A 16,333-nucleotide genomic window follows, 5' to 3' on the forward strand; every position below is an offset into this window, starting at 1 on the left:
TTAGAATTCTAGTATATCATGTTTTTCTAATACAGATTGTTTGATTTTCGTCACATAACATTCATAATTCTAATTTGTTGTTGCTATATATCAAAGGTATACTTATTAAATAGAAGGAGGCAGCTGAATGTTTAAAATAATCCTTTTAATGTTATTTTTTATATCTACTGTAATTGTTAAACTATTATCTATTTTACTACCCATAAATGGTCAAACTAGTGGCGAGATATTCAACAGACTTCCCGTATTTTTTACTCCAGCAAATTATGTGTTTTACATATGGATTGTTATTTTTATATTATTAGCTTGGTGGATTTGGAACAATATGAAGGATTATAAATCTTCTCGTCCTATTCCTACGAAGCGTATTCTATTATACGGAATAGCCTCTGTGTTATATATTTTGTGTATATTAAGCTGGCATTACGAACTGTTTGGATACGCTTTTGGTTTTCTCACAGTCTTACTAAGCTGCTTGTTTAAATTGTATCTAACCTATCCTTTAGATGATTTAAGCCGAAAAAATCGATTGCCAATTTCCTTCCTTTTAGGTTGGACATTTATCAGTTTCTTCACAAACCTATCTTATCTCCTAACGTTTTATGAATTTGATGGATTTGGTATGACAAAATCACTTTGGGGAGTTATTTTCTTAACCATTGCGACAGCTATAGCTCTTCATTTTCGTTATCATTATTTAGACCGTCTTATGCCAATTGTTTTTATCTGGACTTTCATTGGAGTAGCAATTCACCACAACTTTAGCGAACTACTCCTAACCGCAGCATCCATTTTTCTAAGCTGCGTCCTAATCGTGGGGATTATATTCTTTAAGAAAAGCACAAGACCCCTTTAAAGTTAAAACTTTTTAGGGATGCTTGGTTGTGACAGACCTCACAACTAAGCATCCCTTTTTTTGTTAATATTATGACGTATTGCCTGTCCGCCACTCTCCTAAAACTTCAACACCCACGGAAATCCGCAGTATGTTAATCCATATTCTTAATTTAAAAAAAGCCTTCGAAAAAGTAAATTTCGAAGGCTTTTTGTTTTAGTCTAATTTAGTTAATAATATAGGAGCACCTTTTGTTACAACAATTGTATGCTCAATCTGTGCTACTAACGATTTATCGGGAGTTACAAATGTCCAACCATCACCAGATTCTACAATATGCTCTGCCTTTGCAGAAATAAACGGCTCTACTGCTAAAACCATTCCTTCTTTTAATATCGTAGGATCCCATGCATCATAATAATTCAAGACATGTTGTGGAGCTTCATGTAACGATTTTCCAATACCATGCCCAGTTAGGTTCATAATAACATGCAAGCCATTATCTTTAGCTTCTCTAGCAACCGCTTTTCCGATTTGGTTTAAACGAGAGCCTGCTTTCACCTTCAACATAGCCCGTTCAAATGCACTCTCTGCCACTGCACATAATTTTTCTTTTTCTTCATATCCCTCACCAACAACAAAAGAAATACCTGTATCTGCAAAATATCCATCACAAGATCCAGACACATCAATATTCACAATATCGCCTTCTTGAATTACGCGAGAACCCGGGATACCATGAGCAACTTCTTCGTTGACGGAGATACAAGTATATCCTGGAAAATCATATTCACCCATTGGTCCAGAAATCGCACCATGCTCTGTAAATAACTTTCCGCCAATCTCATCCAGTTCTTTCGTTGTAATACCAGGTTTAGTTGCAGCCCTCATCACATCTCTTACTTCTGCAACAATACGCCCTATTTTTTTTAATGCCACTAACTCTTCGTCAGTTTGTACAATCATCTTAACAAGATCCCTTCTTCACTAAATGTACTCTAATCATATCATATTTAGTGAGAATTCGGCAGTGCAAGGCGCGGAGCTTTAACAAATAAAATGGAACAAATGAAAGCAGCAATTAAAAATACAGGAATCATATAAGTAGAATTATAGATTAATGAATACAAAATGACGTTTTGATCGCCAGCAAATTCACCAAAGAATAGAATACCTGAAGTCACATGTGCTAAATAACGAAGAAAAGCAGCTATTAATGCTCCTAAGACAACCGCTGTAATCATTTTCACTTTATCTTTTTGTTCAAATGCCTGTAAAAATGCAGGTCTTAAAAACCCAGCGAACCCTGCAACCATAAAGGCGATGAAATAATCAATTGCAACCTGTGCAATAACTATTTCAAATGATAATGGCGCTGCATAAAATCGCCCTGTTACCACTTGTAGCACACCTATTAAAAATCCAGTAGCAAGACCTGCAACTATACCACGACGAAAGGCCATTAAAATAACAGGTACAAGAACGAATGTTACGGAGCCGCCCTGTGGCATTCCAAAGCCAATCATATCTAAAACATATCCTAACGCCGCAAAAATAGCGATTTCCATTAATATTAATACACGTTGATTTTTCATGACAATCCCCTTTTTTTGACCACAAAAAAACGACCCCCGGGATAGACCCAGACATCGCGCGATTGTCAGTTTCCATCCACATCCCTACGCAAGCACTAACTTACAGGTTCAAAGGGTACTATCTCAGCCACTATTGTGGCGCCCCTTGTGGTTTGAATTATTTAGTTCGAATTCATTGTATCTGAATAAAATGCCTAATGCAACCTTATTTGTTTCATTTGTTATACTAATGAAATAAATATATGAAAAAGGGGATGTTCACATGCTTACATTACTAAAAGATCTGGTACGTATCAAAAGTGACACAATCGAAAGTGCAAATAATGCTTTATTATTCTGTGAAAGTTGGCTAGAAGAACGTGGGATTCATACAACTGTCTTACAGCATGAGGGAAAGTTGATGCTAGTAGCAGAAATAGGAATTGGTGATGAATGTATGATTTGGAATGGGCATGTAGATGTTGTTCCAGGTAACCCAGAGCAATTCGAGCCATTTATAGAAGGTGATCTTTTATATGGTCGAGGAACTGCTGATATGAAAGCAGGAGTTGCTGCGATGATGCAAGCTTTTTACGAGCTTTCTAAAGAATCTAAAAGTCTTACTAAAAAAATTCAGCTTCATATTGTAACGGATGAGGAAACCGACGGTAAAACTACCAAGTTTTTAGTTGATCAAGGATATACTGGTGACTTTGTTATATGCGGCGAGCCTACCCACCTCCAAATTGGTTTACAGGCAAAAGGAATTATTCAGTTTGATGTAATACTGAAAGGTAAACCTAGTCATGGTAGCCGTCCATGGGAAGGAAAAAATGCAATTGAGCAAGCTTTTCTGTTTGACCAACAGCTACGCACTCTCTCTTTTTTAACTGCAAGCAATGAGTTCTATGATTATCCTTCCTTAAACTTGGCGAAAATACAAGCAGGTGATCGCTATAACGTTGTTCCCGATGAATGTATAATAAGCTATGATCTTCGCTTTGTTCCTGGCCAGAATATGCAGAGTATTACTTCAGAGATTAAAAAGTTGGCAGAGAAATTCCCTAAAAGTGAATTTAAGATTCAAGCGACTGCACCTGCAGTAACAACGGAAGCCATTAATCCTTTTATCGAACGTATTGCACATGTTACTTCACAGTTCATCGGAAAACCTGCTGTATTATTTGGGCAGCATGGAGCTGCCGATGCTCGCTTCTACGCGGAAGCTGGAGCAGGTGCAATTGAGTTTGGACCAAGTGGAGGGGATTGGCATGGTGTAAAAGAATATGTATCTATTTCCTCTCTGGAAAATTACAAGAATATTTTAGTTTCCTTATTTAAGAAATGAAACATATAGCTGAGTATTTTGTTAAAAATTGAGGAAAGGAGGTTGAATAGACTGGATAACCCTAAAATTTTATCAGCACTTTCTTATTTTAGTGTATTGTTTGCTCCTTTTTTATTGCCTATTATCGTTTATTTTATATCACAAGATTCTAATGTAAAATATCATGCGAAAAAATCATTAATTTCCCACATTATACCTGTAATATTGTTAATAATTTTATTCATTAGTGTTTTTACAAGCTTCACCCCCATTGCATCGGGATTTAATGAACAGCCTTCCCTATGGATGGCTGCCGGACCTTTAATACTTATCGCGATTTACATGCTCGTATATGTAATAGTAATGATTTGGAATATAGTCCAGGGCATTAAAGTTTTACGATAAAGAGAGAGTTTATGTATTGGAGTTTGAGGGTACATAACTATTAATATCGAAAGCCAAGGAGCGATACCGATGAAAGTAAAAAACCTAGTCAAAACAGCAATTAAATTGGCACCAATTGTTTATCCTATTATACGTAAAGTCATAAAATCTAAAAAAAATGTACGTTAAAAAGCTGTCCTCTTTTGATTTGGAGGACAGCTTTTTTAGGTTTGCACAACATTCATCAACTTATTCAAAACATTGGGTAAGGTCCAAATACCATAAGTCATTCAAAATGCTAAATTAATGGCTTCATTTCTGATAAAGAATAGTATTGGTCCATTTCTACTGATCTTGAAACAGGAGATTTCTCTTGTTCTCTAGATGCATTCAAAATTTGTTCAAAAGTAAGCGGATTAGGTGTTGGCAACTCGTTATGTGTAACTACTAATCCATTGTTGTATTGCGAAAAGAATGCATTTGCCATTATACGGTATCCTTCCATCGTTGGATGGACGTCTGCGGGATTTGGTAATAACTTAGTAGCATTTACACCGAATGGTTCTTCCACAGACACATATGTCGCACCATTGACCTCAGACTCTTTTTTTAAAATTGTATGCAATCGGTCTAGCTCTTTTTTTATACCTTCCTTTTGAGATGCTCTCACATGAGGATAGGCAAAATAATAACCCATTACATAAATTTTGGCTTTTGGCGCGATTGCCTGTACCTCTTTAATAATCTGCCCTATATTTTTTCGAACATTATTTAATGCAAAATCAGCATGGAGTTGCTGATAAGCAATAGAACCACTTGATGAATTCACTTGCACCATTTGCAGTAAGTCATTGGCTCCCGCTGATATTGTGACTAATGTAGCGTTTTTCAACGTTTCCTTTGCTTCGTCCGTTTGAACCTTAGTAAGCACATCTGCAGTTGTATAACCTGGGAATGCCAACGCTTTTGAATAAAATGCAAGTTGACCAGTCCTAGTTAGCTTCTGTGCTATTAAATCTGTATAGCCGGTATCTATAGCTCGATTCGGTGTTTGTCCTGCTGCTAGGGAATCTCCAATCGCAATATAAACTTCGGAGCCCTTGGCATCTACTGTGATAGTTCCAAATGAAACAACTAGAATAATTAAAGTACAGACCCATTTTTTCAAGCTGACCAACTCCTTAAAAAGCCCATGCACCTTTTATGAATATAGGCTCCATTGTTCCATCTGCTAGTTCTCCCATAATGTCCATGTCCCCGCTACCTATCATAAAGTCTTCATGTACAATGGATGTGTTAATACCTATTTGTTCTAATTCACTTTGAGTTAAACCACGAGCACCCTCAACACATGTAGGATATGCTTCCCCTATAGCAAAATGGTTAGAGGCATTTTCATCAAATAATGTATTAAAGAATAATACATTTGAAGCGGAAATAGGTGATTTATGTGGCACTAAAGCTATTTCTCCTAAATACTTCGCTCCATCATCTGTTCCAATAAGCTCTTGTAATAGCTTCTCACCAGTTGCAGCTTTTATAGAAGTAATCTTTCCATTTTCAAAAGTTAGAGTAAAATCATCTATTACATTTCCCTGATAGACGAAAGGCTTTGTATTTTTCACATAGCCATTTACTCCTGTTTTAAGTGGTGCAGTATATACTTCTTCTGTTGGCATATTAGCAATGAACGGAACGTTTTGACCATTTTTACTTGCTCCTGACATCCAAATATGTTCTTTCGGAAGTTCAACTTGAATATCTGTTCCTTCTGCTTTATAGTGCAGCTTTTTAAAGCGCTTATCATTTAGTAGAGTTGCTCTACTTTCAAGGTTATCAATATGTTCTTTCCACTTTTGAACTGCTGTTCCTTCTCCGATGCGTACTACCTGGAATATTAACTCCCAAAGTGCTTGCATTTGTTCCTCCAGCTTTAGGTTTGGATATACCTTTGCAGCCCATTTTTCTGAAGGCATTGCAACGATAGACCATGTAATAACATCATTCATCACTGCTTTTCGATAATTCTCTAACGCTTTGCCACTTGCCTTTTGAAAGTTAGATATACGGTCAATCGAAACACCTTCTAATAAGTCTGGGTTATCTGCATCAATCCATAATAATGCACCTTTATTTTCGATTAGTTCATCACGTTGCATAGCAGCCCATTTAGGAAATTCATTGAACGCTTCATCAGGTGCATAATCATAAAATGCACGTGCATTTACTTCATCTGTATAGTTTACGTCAACTCTTTTCGCGCCAGCCTCATATGCTTTTTTCACTATTAATCGTGTAAAATCGATTGTGTCCGTAGTCGTATTTATAAGTAGTGGTTGGTTTGGCTGTATATTCAGACCAACCTTTACTACTAATTCTGCATACTCTTCAAGCTTTTGTTGAAAATCCATCATTATTTCCCCTTTTGACTAATAGTTTTAGACGATCCTTCGATTAATTCACCACGGTACCATACTTTTTGAACTGGTTTTTTAGGAAGCTCTTTTGTCCACTTTTTAAAAGTCTTTTCATCGGCATAAGTTAACAATGTCATAACCTCGCCATCAGCCCCCGCACGACCAGTGCGCCCTGAACGATGTAAATACTGTTCAACTGAATGTGGTACATCTACATGAATAACATGTGTTAGACCAGAAATATCTAAGCCTCTTGCTGCCACATCAGTAGCGATTAGTAAACTCACCTTACCGCTTTTAAAATCATCCAATGCTTTCTTTCGTTCATCCTTTTTCATTTCTGAATGAAGAGACACAATCGGTGCATCTCTGTATGCAAGTTTAGCGTCTTTCATTAAAAGCTGATCTAGACTATTTACAAATGCAAGGCCACGCATCCCTTTTAAATAAGAAATCTTGCGCAGTAACTCGGTTTTATCGCGAGGTTCAGTCTTCACGAAGCTGTGGACAACTTCACCTTGCGAAGGAATGTCCTCTGCGGATACTTGAATGCGAACTGGATTCTTCATCATACGTTCTGCAACTAATTCTATTTCTTCCGTAATAGTTGCAGAAGTCACAATCAGCTGACTTTCAACTGTTGCATCGACTAAGCTTTTAACAGTTGTACGATGCTCTCTACTTAAAAGTTGGTCCCCTTCGTCTAAAACAACGATGTTTATTTCATGCATTTTTAGTTTTTTAGTTTTTACTAGCTCTTGTAATCTGCCAGGAGTTCCGACAACAATTGTCGGCTTCTTTTTAAGAACATCAATCTGTCTATTAATATTTGCTCCTCCAATTAATTGAGCAACTGAGATATTAGTATCTTTAACCCATTCACGGAATACCTCCACAATTTGCATACCAAGTTCTTGAGAAGGAATGATTACCATTGCTTGTATTTGTTTCTTGGCAGGATCAACTTTCTGCAAGATTGGAAGCACATAAGCTAGTGTTTTCCCAGTTCCTGTTGGTGATTCTGCAACTACGTCAGAGCCGTCCAAGAAATGTGGAATTAGTTTAGATTGTATAGGCATTGGAGATGTAAAATTTGCATCCTGCCATTTTTTCTGTAATGTCTCGTTTAAATTAGTTATAAAAGTCAATTTTGTTTCCACCTTATCCGTATTTAAGTCAAGTGTACCATATTTTTTATATCGACTATTGTTTATAGATAATACATTGGACTTACTTTTTTTCTCAAAAAAAGTGCCCTTTAAAAAAGGCACTTATCTTCTTTCATCTTCAGTTGTATGTTCTTTCATTAATTCATAAAAATTTAACTCATATAGTTGTCTTCCATCAATTTTAAATATACCTTTGTTTACAAACTCTTCAATAATTTCATCCCGTTTTTGCTCTGTTTTTGATTCTCTAATTTTCATCATACCGAATGTCTCCTTACAATGTTATTACAATTATCTATTTACCCATTCTTAGCTTTCATAAACTTTTTTTAAAAGCCTTTGTAAATGATGGGAAAGCTTTGCGAATAAAGAAATAGCATAGATAGCCAAGAAAAGCACCGAGCGTATTTAACCATAAGTCGTCAACGTCACTGCTCCTGCTTTGAGGAACCTGCATTATTTCAATAAATAAAGATATGCATAGACCTGCCAATATAGGAAAAATGAAAAACTCCATTTTATTAAAGAGTAGAGGTAAGAGAAATCCAATAGGTATAAAAAGAATTATATTACCAAGAAAGTTAATATAAAAAGGCTGCCAAAATCCTAGGTATACAATCGCATTATACGTTTCTTTCACAACACGAAACAACTCCAAATTGACCCCAGTTGTATAGGCAGGCACCTCACCTATTTTTGGTATTATTGTTTGAGAAAATAAACCAACAAGCACAGAGAAAAAAACTAAAATGCCAAGCTCATGTAAAAACTCTTTTAGCTGGAACCCTCTCTTTTTCCAACGAAACAGTCGCCAAATGACGATCAATGGAAATGCGATCCCTATAAAAAACAACATATCATCTATATAATTTATGATTACATACATCTACTCACCTTCAAATAACTCTTCTAAAAATTTTTCCCTATTGTCTAAAAAATATTTTGTAATTTGATAATGACCTGTCATTTCATAGTCGATTTCCTCAATTTCATCGTCATCAAAGCTTAGGATTGTCGCTTCTGGGTAGCCTAATATTATTGGTGAATGAGTAGCAATGATAAATTGACAATTATTTTCTTTGATCAAATCATGCATTATACGTAAAAATGCCAATTGCCTCTGCGGTGATAATGCTGCTTCAGGCTCGTCTAAAAGGTAGATAGCTTGTCCATTAAAGCGATTTAGAAACAAAGATAGAAAAGATTCTCCATGTGATTGCTCATGAAGAGAGTTACCACCATAGCTATCAAGGACACCCCGACCAGGATTGTCTCTTTCCAGTTGGTCAATATGTGAAGCAAATTGATAAAAGGATTCTGCTCTTAAAAAGAAACCATTCGTAACTTTTGGCATCCAGGAAAGTCTAAGGTATTTCCCAAGTGCACTTTCTGCAGCGTCCACATCATATAAATTATTGCGGCTACCTCCAGCGGTATTAAATTCACATTTATCTGCAATTCCCTCTAATAAAGTGGACTTTCCAGTCCCATTCTCTCCCACAAAAAAAGTTACAGGAGAGGTTAACTCTAGTTTTTCAAAGTTACTAATAGCTGGAATTGTGAAAGGATATTGACTTTCCACTTGTGGCTCTTTGAAAAGGGATACTCTATTTAAAAACATATGATTACTCTCCCACTCATATCATTAATTATTACTTCTTAAGAAAGGTTGTTTGCCTTGGATCTACCTGTTCGTATAGAAACGAAATATATTAAGAAAAGTTCACCAAGTATTAACGTTTATTATCCTATTGTAACTAACTTACCTCATCCAGCAGTAGAAAAAAAGATAAATGCAGATATTATTCATGCACTAAACAAGCTTTTAATAGAACAAGGATTTTACAGTGAACATTTAGTAGAAATGGTCGGCACCTATGAGATTAAAACAAATGAGCGAGGAGTTCTGAGCTTAAGTTTGACTGTCTATTCATTTACAGGAGGTGCACACGGTCTTACAATTACCAAATCTCTCACCTTCGATGTCAAGACTGGCAAACAGTATGTACTTAACGACCTGTTTAAGCCGGATAGCAATTATGTGAAAGTTCTCTCTGAAATGATTGAAAAGAAAATGGTAGAGTGGGATGTGCCCCTCTTAGAGGATTTTACACAAATACGTAGTGACCAAGACTTTTACATCGCTGATCACTCCCTTGTCATTTATTTTCAAGTGTATGAATGGACTCCATACGTATACGGCTTCCCCTACTTTCCAATTACCATCAAAGATATAGAAGGAATTATACGGGAAGGTGGAATTCTAGAAAAAATGATTCCGTTCTAGTGACAACCCCTCTTTAGTACGGTAAAGTAATAATCAAATACGTGCTGGAGGATTCAGATAATGAAAAAAGCAATTTTCTTTGACTTAGATGATACTTTACTATGGGATAACAAAAGTGTATCCGTCGCATTTCAAAAAACATGTTCTTATGCTGCTACACAGGTTAATGTCGATCCACTTGCTTTAGAACAATCCGTTCGTGCAGAAGCAAGCGCATTGTACGATACATATGAAACAAGACCATTCACTCAAATGATCGGTATTAACCCTTTCGAAGGACTATGGGGAACATTTGACGACCCTTCAGAGGATTTCCACAAAATGAAATCCACCATACCCGCTTATCAACAATTAGCGTGGACCTCGGGATTAGAAAAGCTGGGGATTGAAAATGAAGATTTAGGCAAAGAGCTAGCAGAATATTTCCCAAAAATGCGCAAAGAAAGCCCATTTGTATATGAAGATACCTATGAAGTTTTAGACCAGTTGAAAGGCAAATATGTATTATTATTAATGACAAACGGCTCACCTAGCTTACAAAATATCAAATTGGAAATCACACCGGAAATATCTCCCTATTTTGACCATATACTCATCTCTGGAGCATTCGGTAAAGGGAAGCCTGATCCAGCCATTTTTGAACATGCATTAGAAATTACTGGATTAACGGCAGATGAAGTATTGATGGTCGGTGATAATCTAATGACCGACATATTAGGTTCCTCTAAGGTGGGTATGCAATCCGTTTGGATCAACCGCGAAGGAAAACCTATCAGTGAAGAAGTAAAGCCTACATATACAATTGAGAATTTACACGAACTATTGACGCTGCTCGCATAACAAGAAAAACCAGGCACAAAGACGCCCAGTCCTTTAAGAACTGATCCATAGATTTGTCTTTGATTGTAGGGAAGACTACACACTTATTGATGGAAGTGGAATGTGGCGACTCCAGCGGGATAAGCGAGAAAGTCGAGACCCCACAGGTGGTAGCGTACGAGGAAGCTCGGCCTCGCCCGCGGAAAACGTCCTCATGAAACGGAAATCACAAAGCATAAAAAAACTGACTCCAAGACAATCACTTGTCCGAGAGTCAGATTTTTTTAATGTTTATCATCGTATAAAAAACAACCTAAGACACTCTGTTCACCTATAGATCAATAGGTGTTGCATCAAAGATGTCTTCCAATCCTTTAAGCTGTTCAATGCCAGACTTTTCTACATGCTTATCAATAGAAATCATCATAATCGCATCCCCACCTACTTCAGAACGACCCACTTGCATCGCTGCGATATTGATACCTTCCGAAGCAAGCAATGTTCCTACGCGACCAATAGCACCCGGTTGGTCTTTATGGCGGATGAACAATAAGTAACCAGATGGAATTACATCTACGATAAAGTCATCTACACGTACGATCCGACCACCTAGACCGTTTAACAATGTTCCTGCAACTTTTCTCGTTCCAGTTGCCGTTCTCACTTCAACCGTGATTAAGCTTGTAAATCCTTTTGACTTTGAAGTTTTTAATTCGTTTATAGTTATACCCAAACGGTCTGCAAGGAATTTCGCGTTTACATCATTAACTGATTCGCCTAATTTGCTTTTTAATAGTCCTTTTATAGCATTACGTGATAATGGGCGAGTATCTAAATTTGCCAATTCTCCCGAATAAGTAATATTAACCTCCTCTGGCACTCCTTCTGCAAGATCGCTTAGGAAGGAACCTAATTGTTCACCTAGATTGAAGAATGGCTCAATTTTAGCTAGGACATCTTTTGGTACAGAAGAAAGGTTAACAGGATTTTTCACTGTCCCATTTTGTAGGAAGCTTACTACGTCATAGGATACATCGATTGCCACAATCTCCTGTGCTTCTACCGTACTAGCACCTAAATGAGGTGTTGCAATGACCTGTGGAAGCGTTAAAAGTTTATGTTCTACAAATGGCTCTTCCTCAAATACATCTAGTGCTGCTCCTGCAACCTTACCCGCCACGATTGCATCGTATAAAGCATCCTCATCGATAATCCCACCACGTGCACAGTTAATAATTTGCACACCATCTTTCATTTTTTCAAAAGCTTCTTTATTAATTAAATGACGAGTTTCCTTTAATAGTGGTGTATGAACTGTTATAAAATCTGCAGCTTTAATGACATCCTCTACAGATCCAAATTGAACACCTAATTTTTCTGCTTTTTCAGCAGTTAGGAATGGATCATATGCAATTACATTCATACGTTGGCCTTTTGCACGGAAAGCTACCTCTTGTCCGATTCTTCCGAAGCCCAGGACACCTAGAGTTTTGTTCTTCACTTCTACACCGATAAATGTTTTACGATCCCATTTTTTGTTTTTCAAAGAATGGAAAGCTTGTGGGATATTACGTGCAAGTGACATAAGCATAGCGATAGAATGCTCTGCTGCTGAATTTGTATTTCCATCAGGTGCATTAACTACGATGATACCGCGCTCTGTTGCAGCTGTTAAATCGATGTTATCCACTCCAACTCCAGCACGACCAATAATTTTTAGGTTAGATCCTTTTTCAATAATTTCACGAGTAACCTGGGTTTGGCTACGAACTAGTAATGCATCAAACTCACCAATTTTTTCACCTAGTTGTTCTGGAGTTAGGGCGGTATCTACAACAATATTAAATCCTTCTGCTTCTCTTAAAGGAAAAATACCATCTTCGCTTAGTGGATCACTGATTAGAATATTGAATGTCATATTAATCTGCTCCTTTTACTACAATATTTTTGTACGAATACTTACCTCAGACAAATTATGATTCTCCCCCTTATTTTGAAAACATAAAAAAGCCCTCCACTCCCTACAATTATGTAAGGGGCGAAGAGCTTATAATAACTCACGCGGTACCACCCAAATTTTACTGCAATCATCTCGCAGATTCTCAATTAGTATGCTTAACGCGCATTTACGGATGAACCTAAATCCTCTGTTTCAGTCCACCAATTCTAGAGTGCTACCCTACAAACGAAACCACTGATTTACACCAACCATCAGCTCTCTTAAGATCTCAACAAGTACAGTCTATCTCCGTCAATATTGTTTACGCTTTATTGAATTAAAACCATCATACTTACCATCAATTGAATTGTCAATATAGTTAAAAAATTTGTAAACGCTACCATTTTCTTTTACATTCCAAAAACATTGATTTTATGCATTTTCACTCATTCAAAAAAATATTTTATATTTTTATAATTCGTGTTCTAATAATAAAAACAATGAAACTAATTTTAATATACTAATTATACCGCCAAGTACGAACACTAATATTAAATTTCAATTTAAAGTTCGTATTGAAAAAATAAAATTAAAGAAATAACTACAATGTTATTGACCTCTAACGATATAATTTGTACACTGTAAAAAACCATTTGTTTATTCCATAAGTACAAATATAATAAAAAAGTAAGGATTTGATTAGATGAAAGTAAGCAAATTTGGCGGAACGTCTGTAGCAAGCGCAGCCCAAATAAAAAAAGTGGCAGCAATTGTTAAAGCAGATCCATCTCGAAAATTCGTTGTTGTGTCTGCGCCTGGTAAACGCTACGATGCTGATAAAAAAGTAACAGACTTACTAATAGAATTAGCCGTTGCCGCAATACATAATGAAGAAGTAGAAGAAAAACTCTGCCAAGTAGTGAATCGTTATAAAGAAATTGCACAGGGGCTAGCGCTAGATGAGACCATTTGTGACGTCATTGAGGAAGACTTACGAGCACGTATCAGAGAGGACCAAAGCGTTCTTGAATTATTTATAGACAATATTAAAGCAAGTGGAGAAGACAACAATGCAAAGCTAATTTCTACTTATTTCACTAGCATTGGACTTGACTCTCAATATGTTAATCCGAAGACTGCTGGATTAGTTGTAAACGATTTTCCTGAACGAGCTCAAGCTCTACCTTTGGCATATGATAATCTACATGCATTAAACAACCTTTCTGGTGTTGTTGTATTCCCAGGTTTTTTTGGATTTACACCAAACGGAATTCTACGCACTTTCGATCGTGGAGGGTCTGACATCACTGGTTCTATCCTTGCTGCTGCGGTCAAAGCGGATTTATATGAAAACTTCACTGATGTCGATTCTGTATTTTGTGCTAATCCTAAAGTAGTAAACCATCCTGCCGAAATCGAAGAAATAACTTACCGAGAAATGCGCGAACTTTCTTACGCAGGCTTCTCCGTTTTCCATGATGAAGCCCTAATGCCGGTATACAAAAGTGGAATTCCAGTATGTATTAAAAATACAAATAACCCATCAGCTCCCGGTACGAAGATAGTAGCTAAACGTAAAGCTAACAAGCGCCCTGTAACTGGGATTTCTGCTGATAACGGATTTTCTATTTTATATGTAAGTAAATATTTGATGAACCGAGAAATCGGCTTTGGTCGTAAGTTGCTCCAAATTCTAGAAGAGGAGCATATTTCATATGAACACACTCCATCGGGGTTAGACGACATTTCCGTTATCATGCGCAGTCATCAATTAGACGCAGAAAAAGAAGAACGTATTATGAATCGTGTATTGAATGAACTTAATGCAGATGATGCACATTTCCGACACCATTTTTCGATGATTGTTATTGTAGGAGAGGGTATGAATAATAGCACTGGACTTGCAGCTCGTGCTGCATCTGCCATAGCAAACACTGGCGCAAATATTGAAATGATTAACCAAGGTTCCTCAGAGGTTAGCCTTTCTTTTGGAGTTCATGAAAGCAATGAGAACAAAATACTGCGTGCCCTTTACAATGAATTTTTCTCTGCAGTAACAGTTGGATAACAAAGCAGGCTACCTCTTATATAGAGATAGCCTGCTTCTATGTTCTTGGCAAATTGTAGTTCTAGTGAAAATTCAGTTCTTTGGCTTTTCATAGTGGGCATCTTTGCCGCTGCATTTTACTTTAGTATTTAAATAACATAGTAATGAACTCGTGCCCTCCACCAATTGTCCAAAACAATATTAAGTCTCCACGCTTTATCTTTCCAGATTCGATTCCCTCATGAAGGGCAATAAATGGACTGCTTGTACCAGTATAACCATACTTATCTCCTACATAAATAACCTTTTCTTCGGGTATATCAAAATGTTTTTGAATTTCATCCATATTAACTTTAGCAAATTGAGATAAGCAAAAAACATCAACATCATCAATTTTAAGTTGATTTCTTTTTAAAATGAATTCAAACATTTCATACGTATAAGGGAGTGACATTGTTCCGTCAAATGGTAGCCAAAGCATGGATTCTGCACTTTCACCTGCTTTAATTGTTTGAGATAGTCCCTTTTGTGGATATAAGATATTATTTCGGTTACTTGAGTCCACTTCAAACATCGCGTCTACAAATCCTATATCGCTCTCAGTTTTTTCTAAAATAATTGCAGAAGAAGCATCCCCAAAGTTAGCATAAGTCATTGCATCCGTTGGATCAGCCACTAATGAAAGATAATCAGAACCTACTACAAGTGCTGTATTAACATGTGGATTAGATTTCATATATCGTGATGCCTGTTCAACTGCTATCGTCATACCGGCACAATTTGCGTTCATATCAAAAATAACAGTTCCTTTTTTTGCTTGAATAGCATTATGAATGAACATAGCGTTGGTTGGAACAGTCACTTCTGGTACTTGTGTAGAAAAAACAATCATATCTATATCCTTACCTTTTAATCCCGCTTTTTTCAACACCTGATTTGTCGCTTCAATCGCCATCGTAATAGTATTTTCTTTAAGATTATTAATGATATAACGCTTTTTTCTGCCCATAATATTCAAGAAGTTTGTAATATCTTTTCCTTGTTTTTTAAAATGTTCAAGGTAAACGTCATTATCTACTTGTTTTTTCGCATGGTAAACATCAACCGCTTTTATTCTAACGTTAGTCATAGTTGTAATAAACCTCACTAATTAATTTTAGTATTATACTGAAATACAAATCTTATTTTCTTAACTTAATCATTATTCGTGTTTTAAAGTTATAATCTTTGCTATGAGTCAATTTCATAATTACTTGTTTCATTAAAAAATACGAATGTATACTTAATATCGCAATATATTATTCGTTTTTTTTAAAAGCGATCCCGTTTATTGGAGTGGCAGGCGGCGACTCCAGCGGGAACTGCGCGAGCTGAAAGCCCCGCAGGAAAGACATTGGTCGAACTTTGTTTGACAATGTCTTTGCGACGAGTAACCGCAGGAGCATATGTTTTCCTAGTGACGAGGAGATTGAAGTCGGGCCCGCGGAAAGCGTCCTCCTAGAGCGGAAATCATCTTTGTTCGGATTTAACTATAT

At 36.6% G+C, this 16,333-nt stretch carries 16 protein-coding genes, 1 riboswitch and 1 other annotated feature; of the genes, 6 read left to right on the forward strand and 10 right to left on the reverse strand.

Translation table 11 applies throughout. From position 1 onward, the window contains the following. The first annotated feature begins 127 nt into the window (after positions 1–127). Positions 128–856 carry a tryptophan-rich sensory protein gene (locus MKY60_RS15995; protein ID WP_340930540.1) on the forward strand — a complete coding sequence of 243 codons (729 nt, stop codon included), beginning with the start codon at positions 128–130 and terminating at the stop codon, positions 854–856. A gap of 195 nt (positions 857–1,051) precedes the next feature. On the opposite strand, the gene map is transcribed toward MKY60_RS15995, so the two are convergent. Then, positions 1,052–1,801 (reverse strand): type I methionyl aminopeptidase, encoded by a 750-nt coding sequence (map, locus tag MKY60_RS16000; protein ID WP_090568372.1) that lies wholly within the window; start codon positions 1,799–1,801, stop codon positions 1,052–1,054. Positions 1,802–1,848: 47 nt separating this feature from the next. Continuing rightward, the gene (thiT, locus tag MKY60_RS16005; protein WP_090568369.1) at positions 1,849–2,430 is read right to left on the reverse strand and encodes an energy-coupled thiamine transporter ThiT; all 582 of its coding nucleotides are present in this window, start codon (positions 2,428–2,430) and stop codon (positions 1,849–1,851) included. 64 nt (positions 2,431–2,494) lie between these two features. Then, positions 2,495–2,586: riboswitch (TPP riboswitch) on the reverse strand. Between the two features lie 106 nt (positions 2,587–2,692). Between thiT and MKY60_RS16010 the strand changes: the two genes are divergently transcribed. Together MKY60_RS16010 and MKY60_RS16015 are read left to right on the forward strand one after the other, a co-directional pair. Then, positions 2,693–3,757, forward strand: a complete 1,065-nt coding sequence (locus MKY60_RS16010) for a M20 family metallopeptidase (RefSeq protein WP_340930543.1) — start codon at positions 2,693–2,695, stop codon at positions 3,755–3,757. A 42-nt stretch (positions 3,758–3,799) separates the two neighbouring features. Then, positions 3,800–4,141: a DUF4870 domain-containing protein gene (locus MKY60_RS16015; RefSeq protein ID WP_340930545.1), complete on the forward strand. Its 342-nt coding sequence runs from the start codon at positions 3,800–3,802 to the stop codon at positions 4,139–4,141. A gap of 277 nt (positions 4,142–4,418) precedes the next feature. On the opposite strand, the gene MKY60_RS16025 is transcribed toward MKY60_RS16015, so the two are convergent. The 6 genes from MKY60_RS16025 to MKY60_RS16050 all read right to left on the reverse strand — a co-directional run bounded on the left by MKY60_RS16025 (position 4,419) and on the right by MKY60_RS16050 (position 9,327). Continuing rightward, positions 4,419–5,288 carry an SGNH/GDSL hydrolase family protein gene (locus MKY60_RS16025; protein WP_340930546.1) on the reverse strand — a complete coding sequence of 290 codons (870 nt, stop codon included), beginning with the start codon at positions 5,286–5,288 and terminating at the stop codon, positions 4,419–4,421. A gap of 13 nt (positions 5,289–5,301) precedes the next feature. Then, on the reverse strand, positions 5,302–6,531 hold the full coding sequence (locus MKY60_RS16030; protein WP_340931108.1) for an aminopeptidase: 1,230 nt from the start codon (positions 6,529–6,531) through the stop codon (positions 5,302–5,304). Between the two features lie 2 nt (positions 6,532–6,533). Beyond that, entirely contained in the window at positions 6,534–7,685 is a 1,152-nt protein-coding gene (locus tag MKY60_RS16035) for a DEAD/DEAH box helicase (RefSeq protein WP_090568361.1), read from the reverse strand. 123 nt (positions 7,686–7,808) lie between these two features. Beyond that, positions 7,809–7,967: a Fur-regulated basic protein FbpA gene (locus MKY60_RS16040; RefSeq protein ID WP_090568357.1), complete on the reverse strand. Its 159-nt coding sequence runs from the start codon at positions 7,965–7,967 to the stop codon at positions 7,809–7,811. A gap of 55 nt (positions 7,968–8,022) precedes the next feature. Next, positions 8,023–8,592: a VanZ family protein gene (locus tag MKY60_RS16045; RefSeq protein ID WP_340930548.1), complete on the reverse strand. Its 570-nt coding sequence runs from the start codon at positions 8,590–8,592 to the stop codon at positions 8,023–8,025. Continuing rightward, entirely contained in the window at positions 8,593–9,327 is a 735-nt protein-coding gene (locus tag MKY60_RS16050) for an AAA family ATPase (RefSeq protein WP_340880362.1), read from the reverse strand. 57 nt (positions 9,328–9,384) lie between these two features. Here MKY60_RS16050 and MKY60_RS16055 point away from each other — a divergent pair, with 57 nt between their 5' ends. Together MKY60_RS16055 and MKY60_RS16060 are read left to right on the forward strand one after the other, a co-directional pair. Continuing rightward, positions 9,385–9,993 (forward strand): DUF3298 and DUF4163 domain-containing protein, encoded by a 609-nt coding sequence (locus tag MKY60_RS16055; RefSeq protein WP_093495095.1) that lies wholly within the window; start codon positions 9,385–9,387, stop codon positions 9,991–9,993. Positions 9,994–10,053: 60 nt separating this feature from the next. Further along, on the forward strand, positions 10,054–10,833 hold the full coding sequence (locus MKY60_RS16060; RefSeq protein WP_340930550.1) for an HAD family hydrolase: 780 nt from the start codon (positions 10,054–10,056) through the stop codon (positions 10,831–10,833). A 310-nt stretch (positions 10,834–11,143) separates the two neighbouring features. On the opposite strand, the gene serA is transcribed toward MKY60_RS16060, so the two are convergent. Next, positions 11,144–12,730, reverse strand: a complete 1,587-nt coding sequence (gene serA, locus MKY60_RS16065) for a phosphoglycerate dehydrogenase (protein ID WP_093495097.1) — start codon at positions 12,728–12,730, stop codon at positions 11,144–11,146. A gap of 113 nt (positions 12,731–12,843) precedes the next feature. Continuing rightward, positions 12,844–13,076 (reverse strand) — a binding site (T-box leader). Positions 13,077–13,454: 378 nt separating this feature from the next. Between serA and MKY60_RS16070 the strand changes: the two genes are divergently transcribed. After that, positions 13,455–14,819, forward strand: a complete 1,365-nt coding sequence (locus tag MKY60_RS16070; RefSeq protein ID WP_093495098.1) for an aspartate kinase — start codon at positions 13,455–13,457, stop codon at positions 14,817–14,819. A 121-nt stretch (positions 14,820–14,940) separates the two neighbouring features. Here the strand turns inward: MKY60_RS16070 and MKY60_RS16075 are convergent, their stop codons facing one another. Beyond that, positions 14,941–15,927, reverse strand: a complete 987-nt coding sequence (locus tag MKY60_RS16075) for a ketoacyl-ACP synthase III (RefSeq protein ID WP_340880365.1) — start codon at positions 15,925–15,927, stop codon at positions 14,941–14,943. Between the last annotated feature and the right edge of the window lie 406 nt (positions 15,928–16,333).

This window comes from Psychrobacillus sp. FSL K6-1415 (assembly GCF_038003185.1).
Taxonomy (GTDB): domain Bacteria; phylum Bacillota; class Bacilli; order Bacillales_A; family Planococcaceae; genus Psychrobacillus; species Psychrobacillus psychrodurans.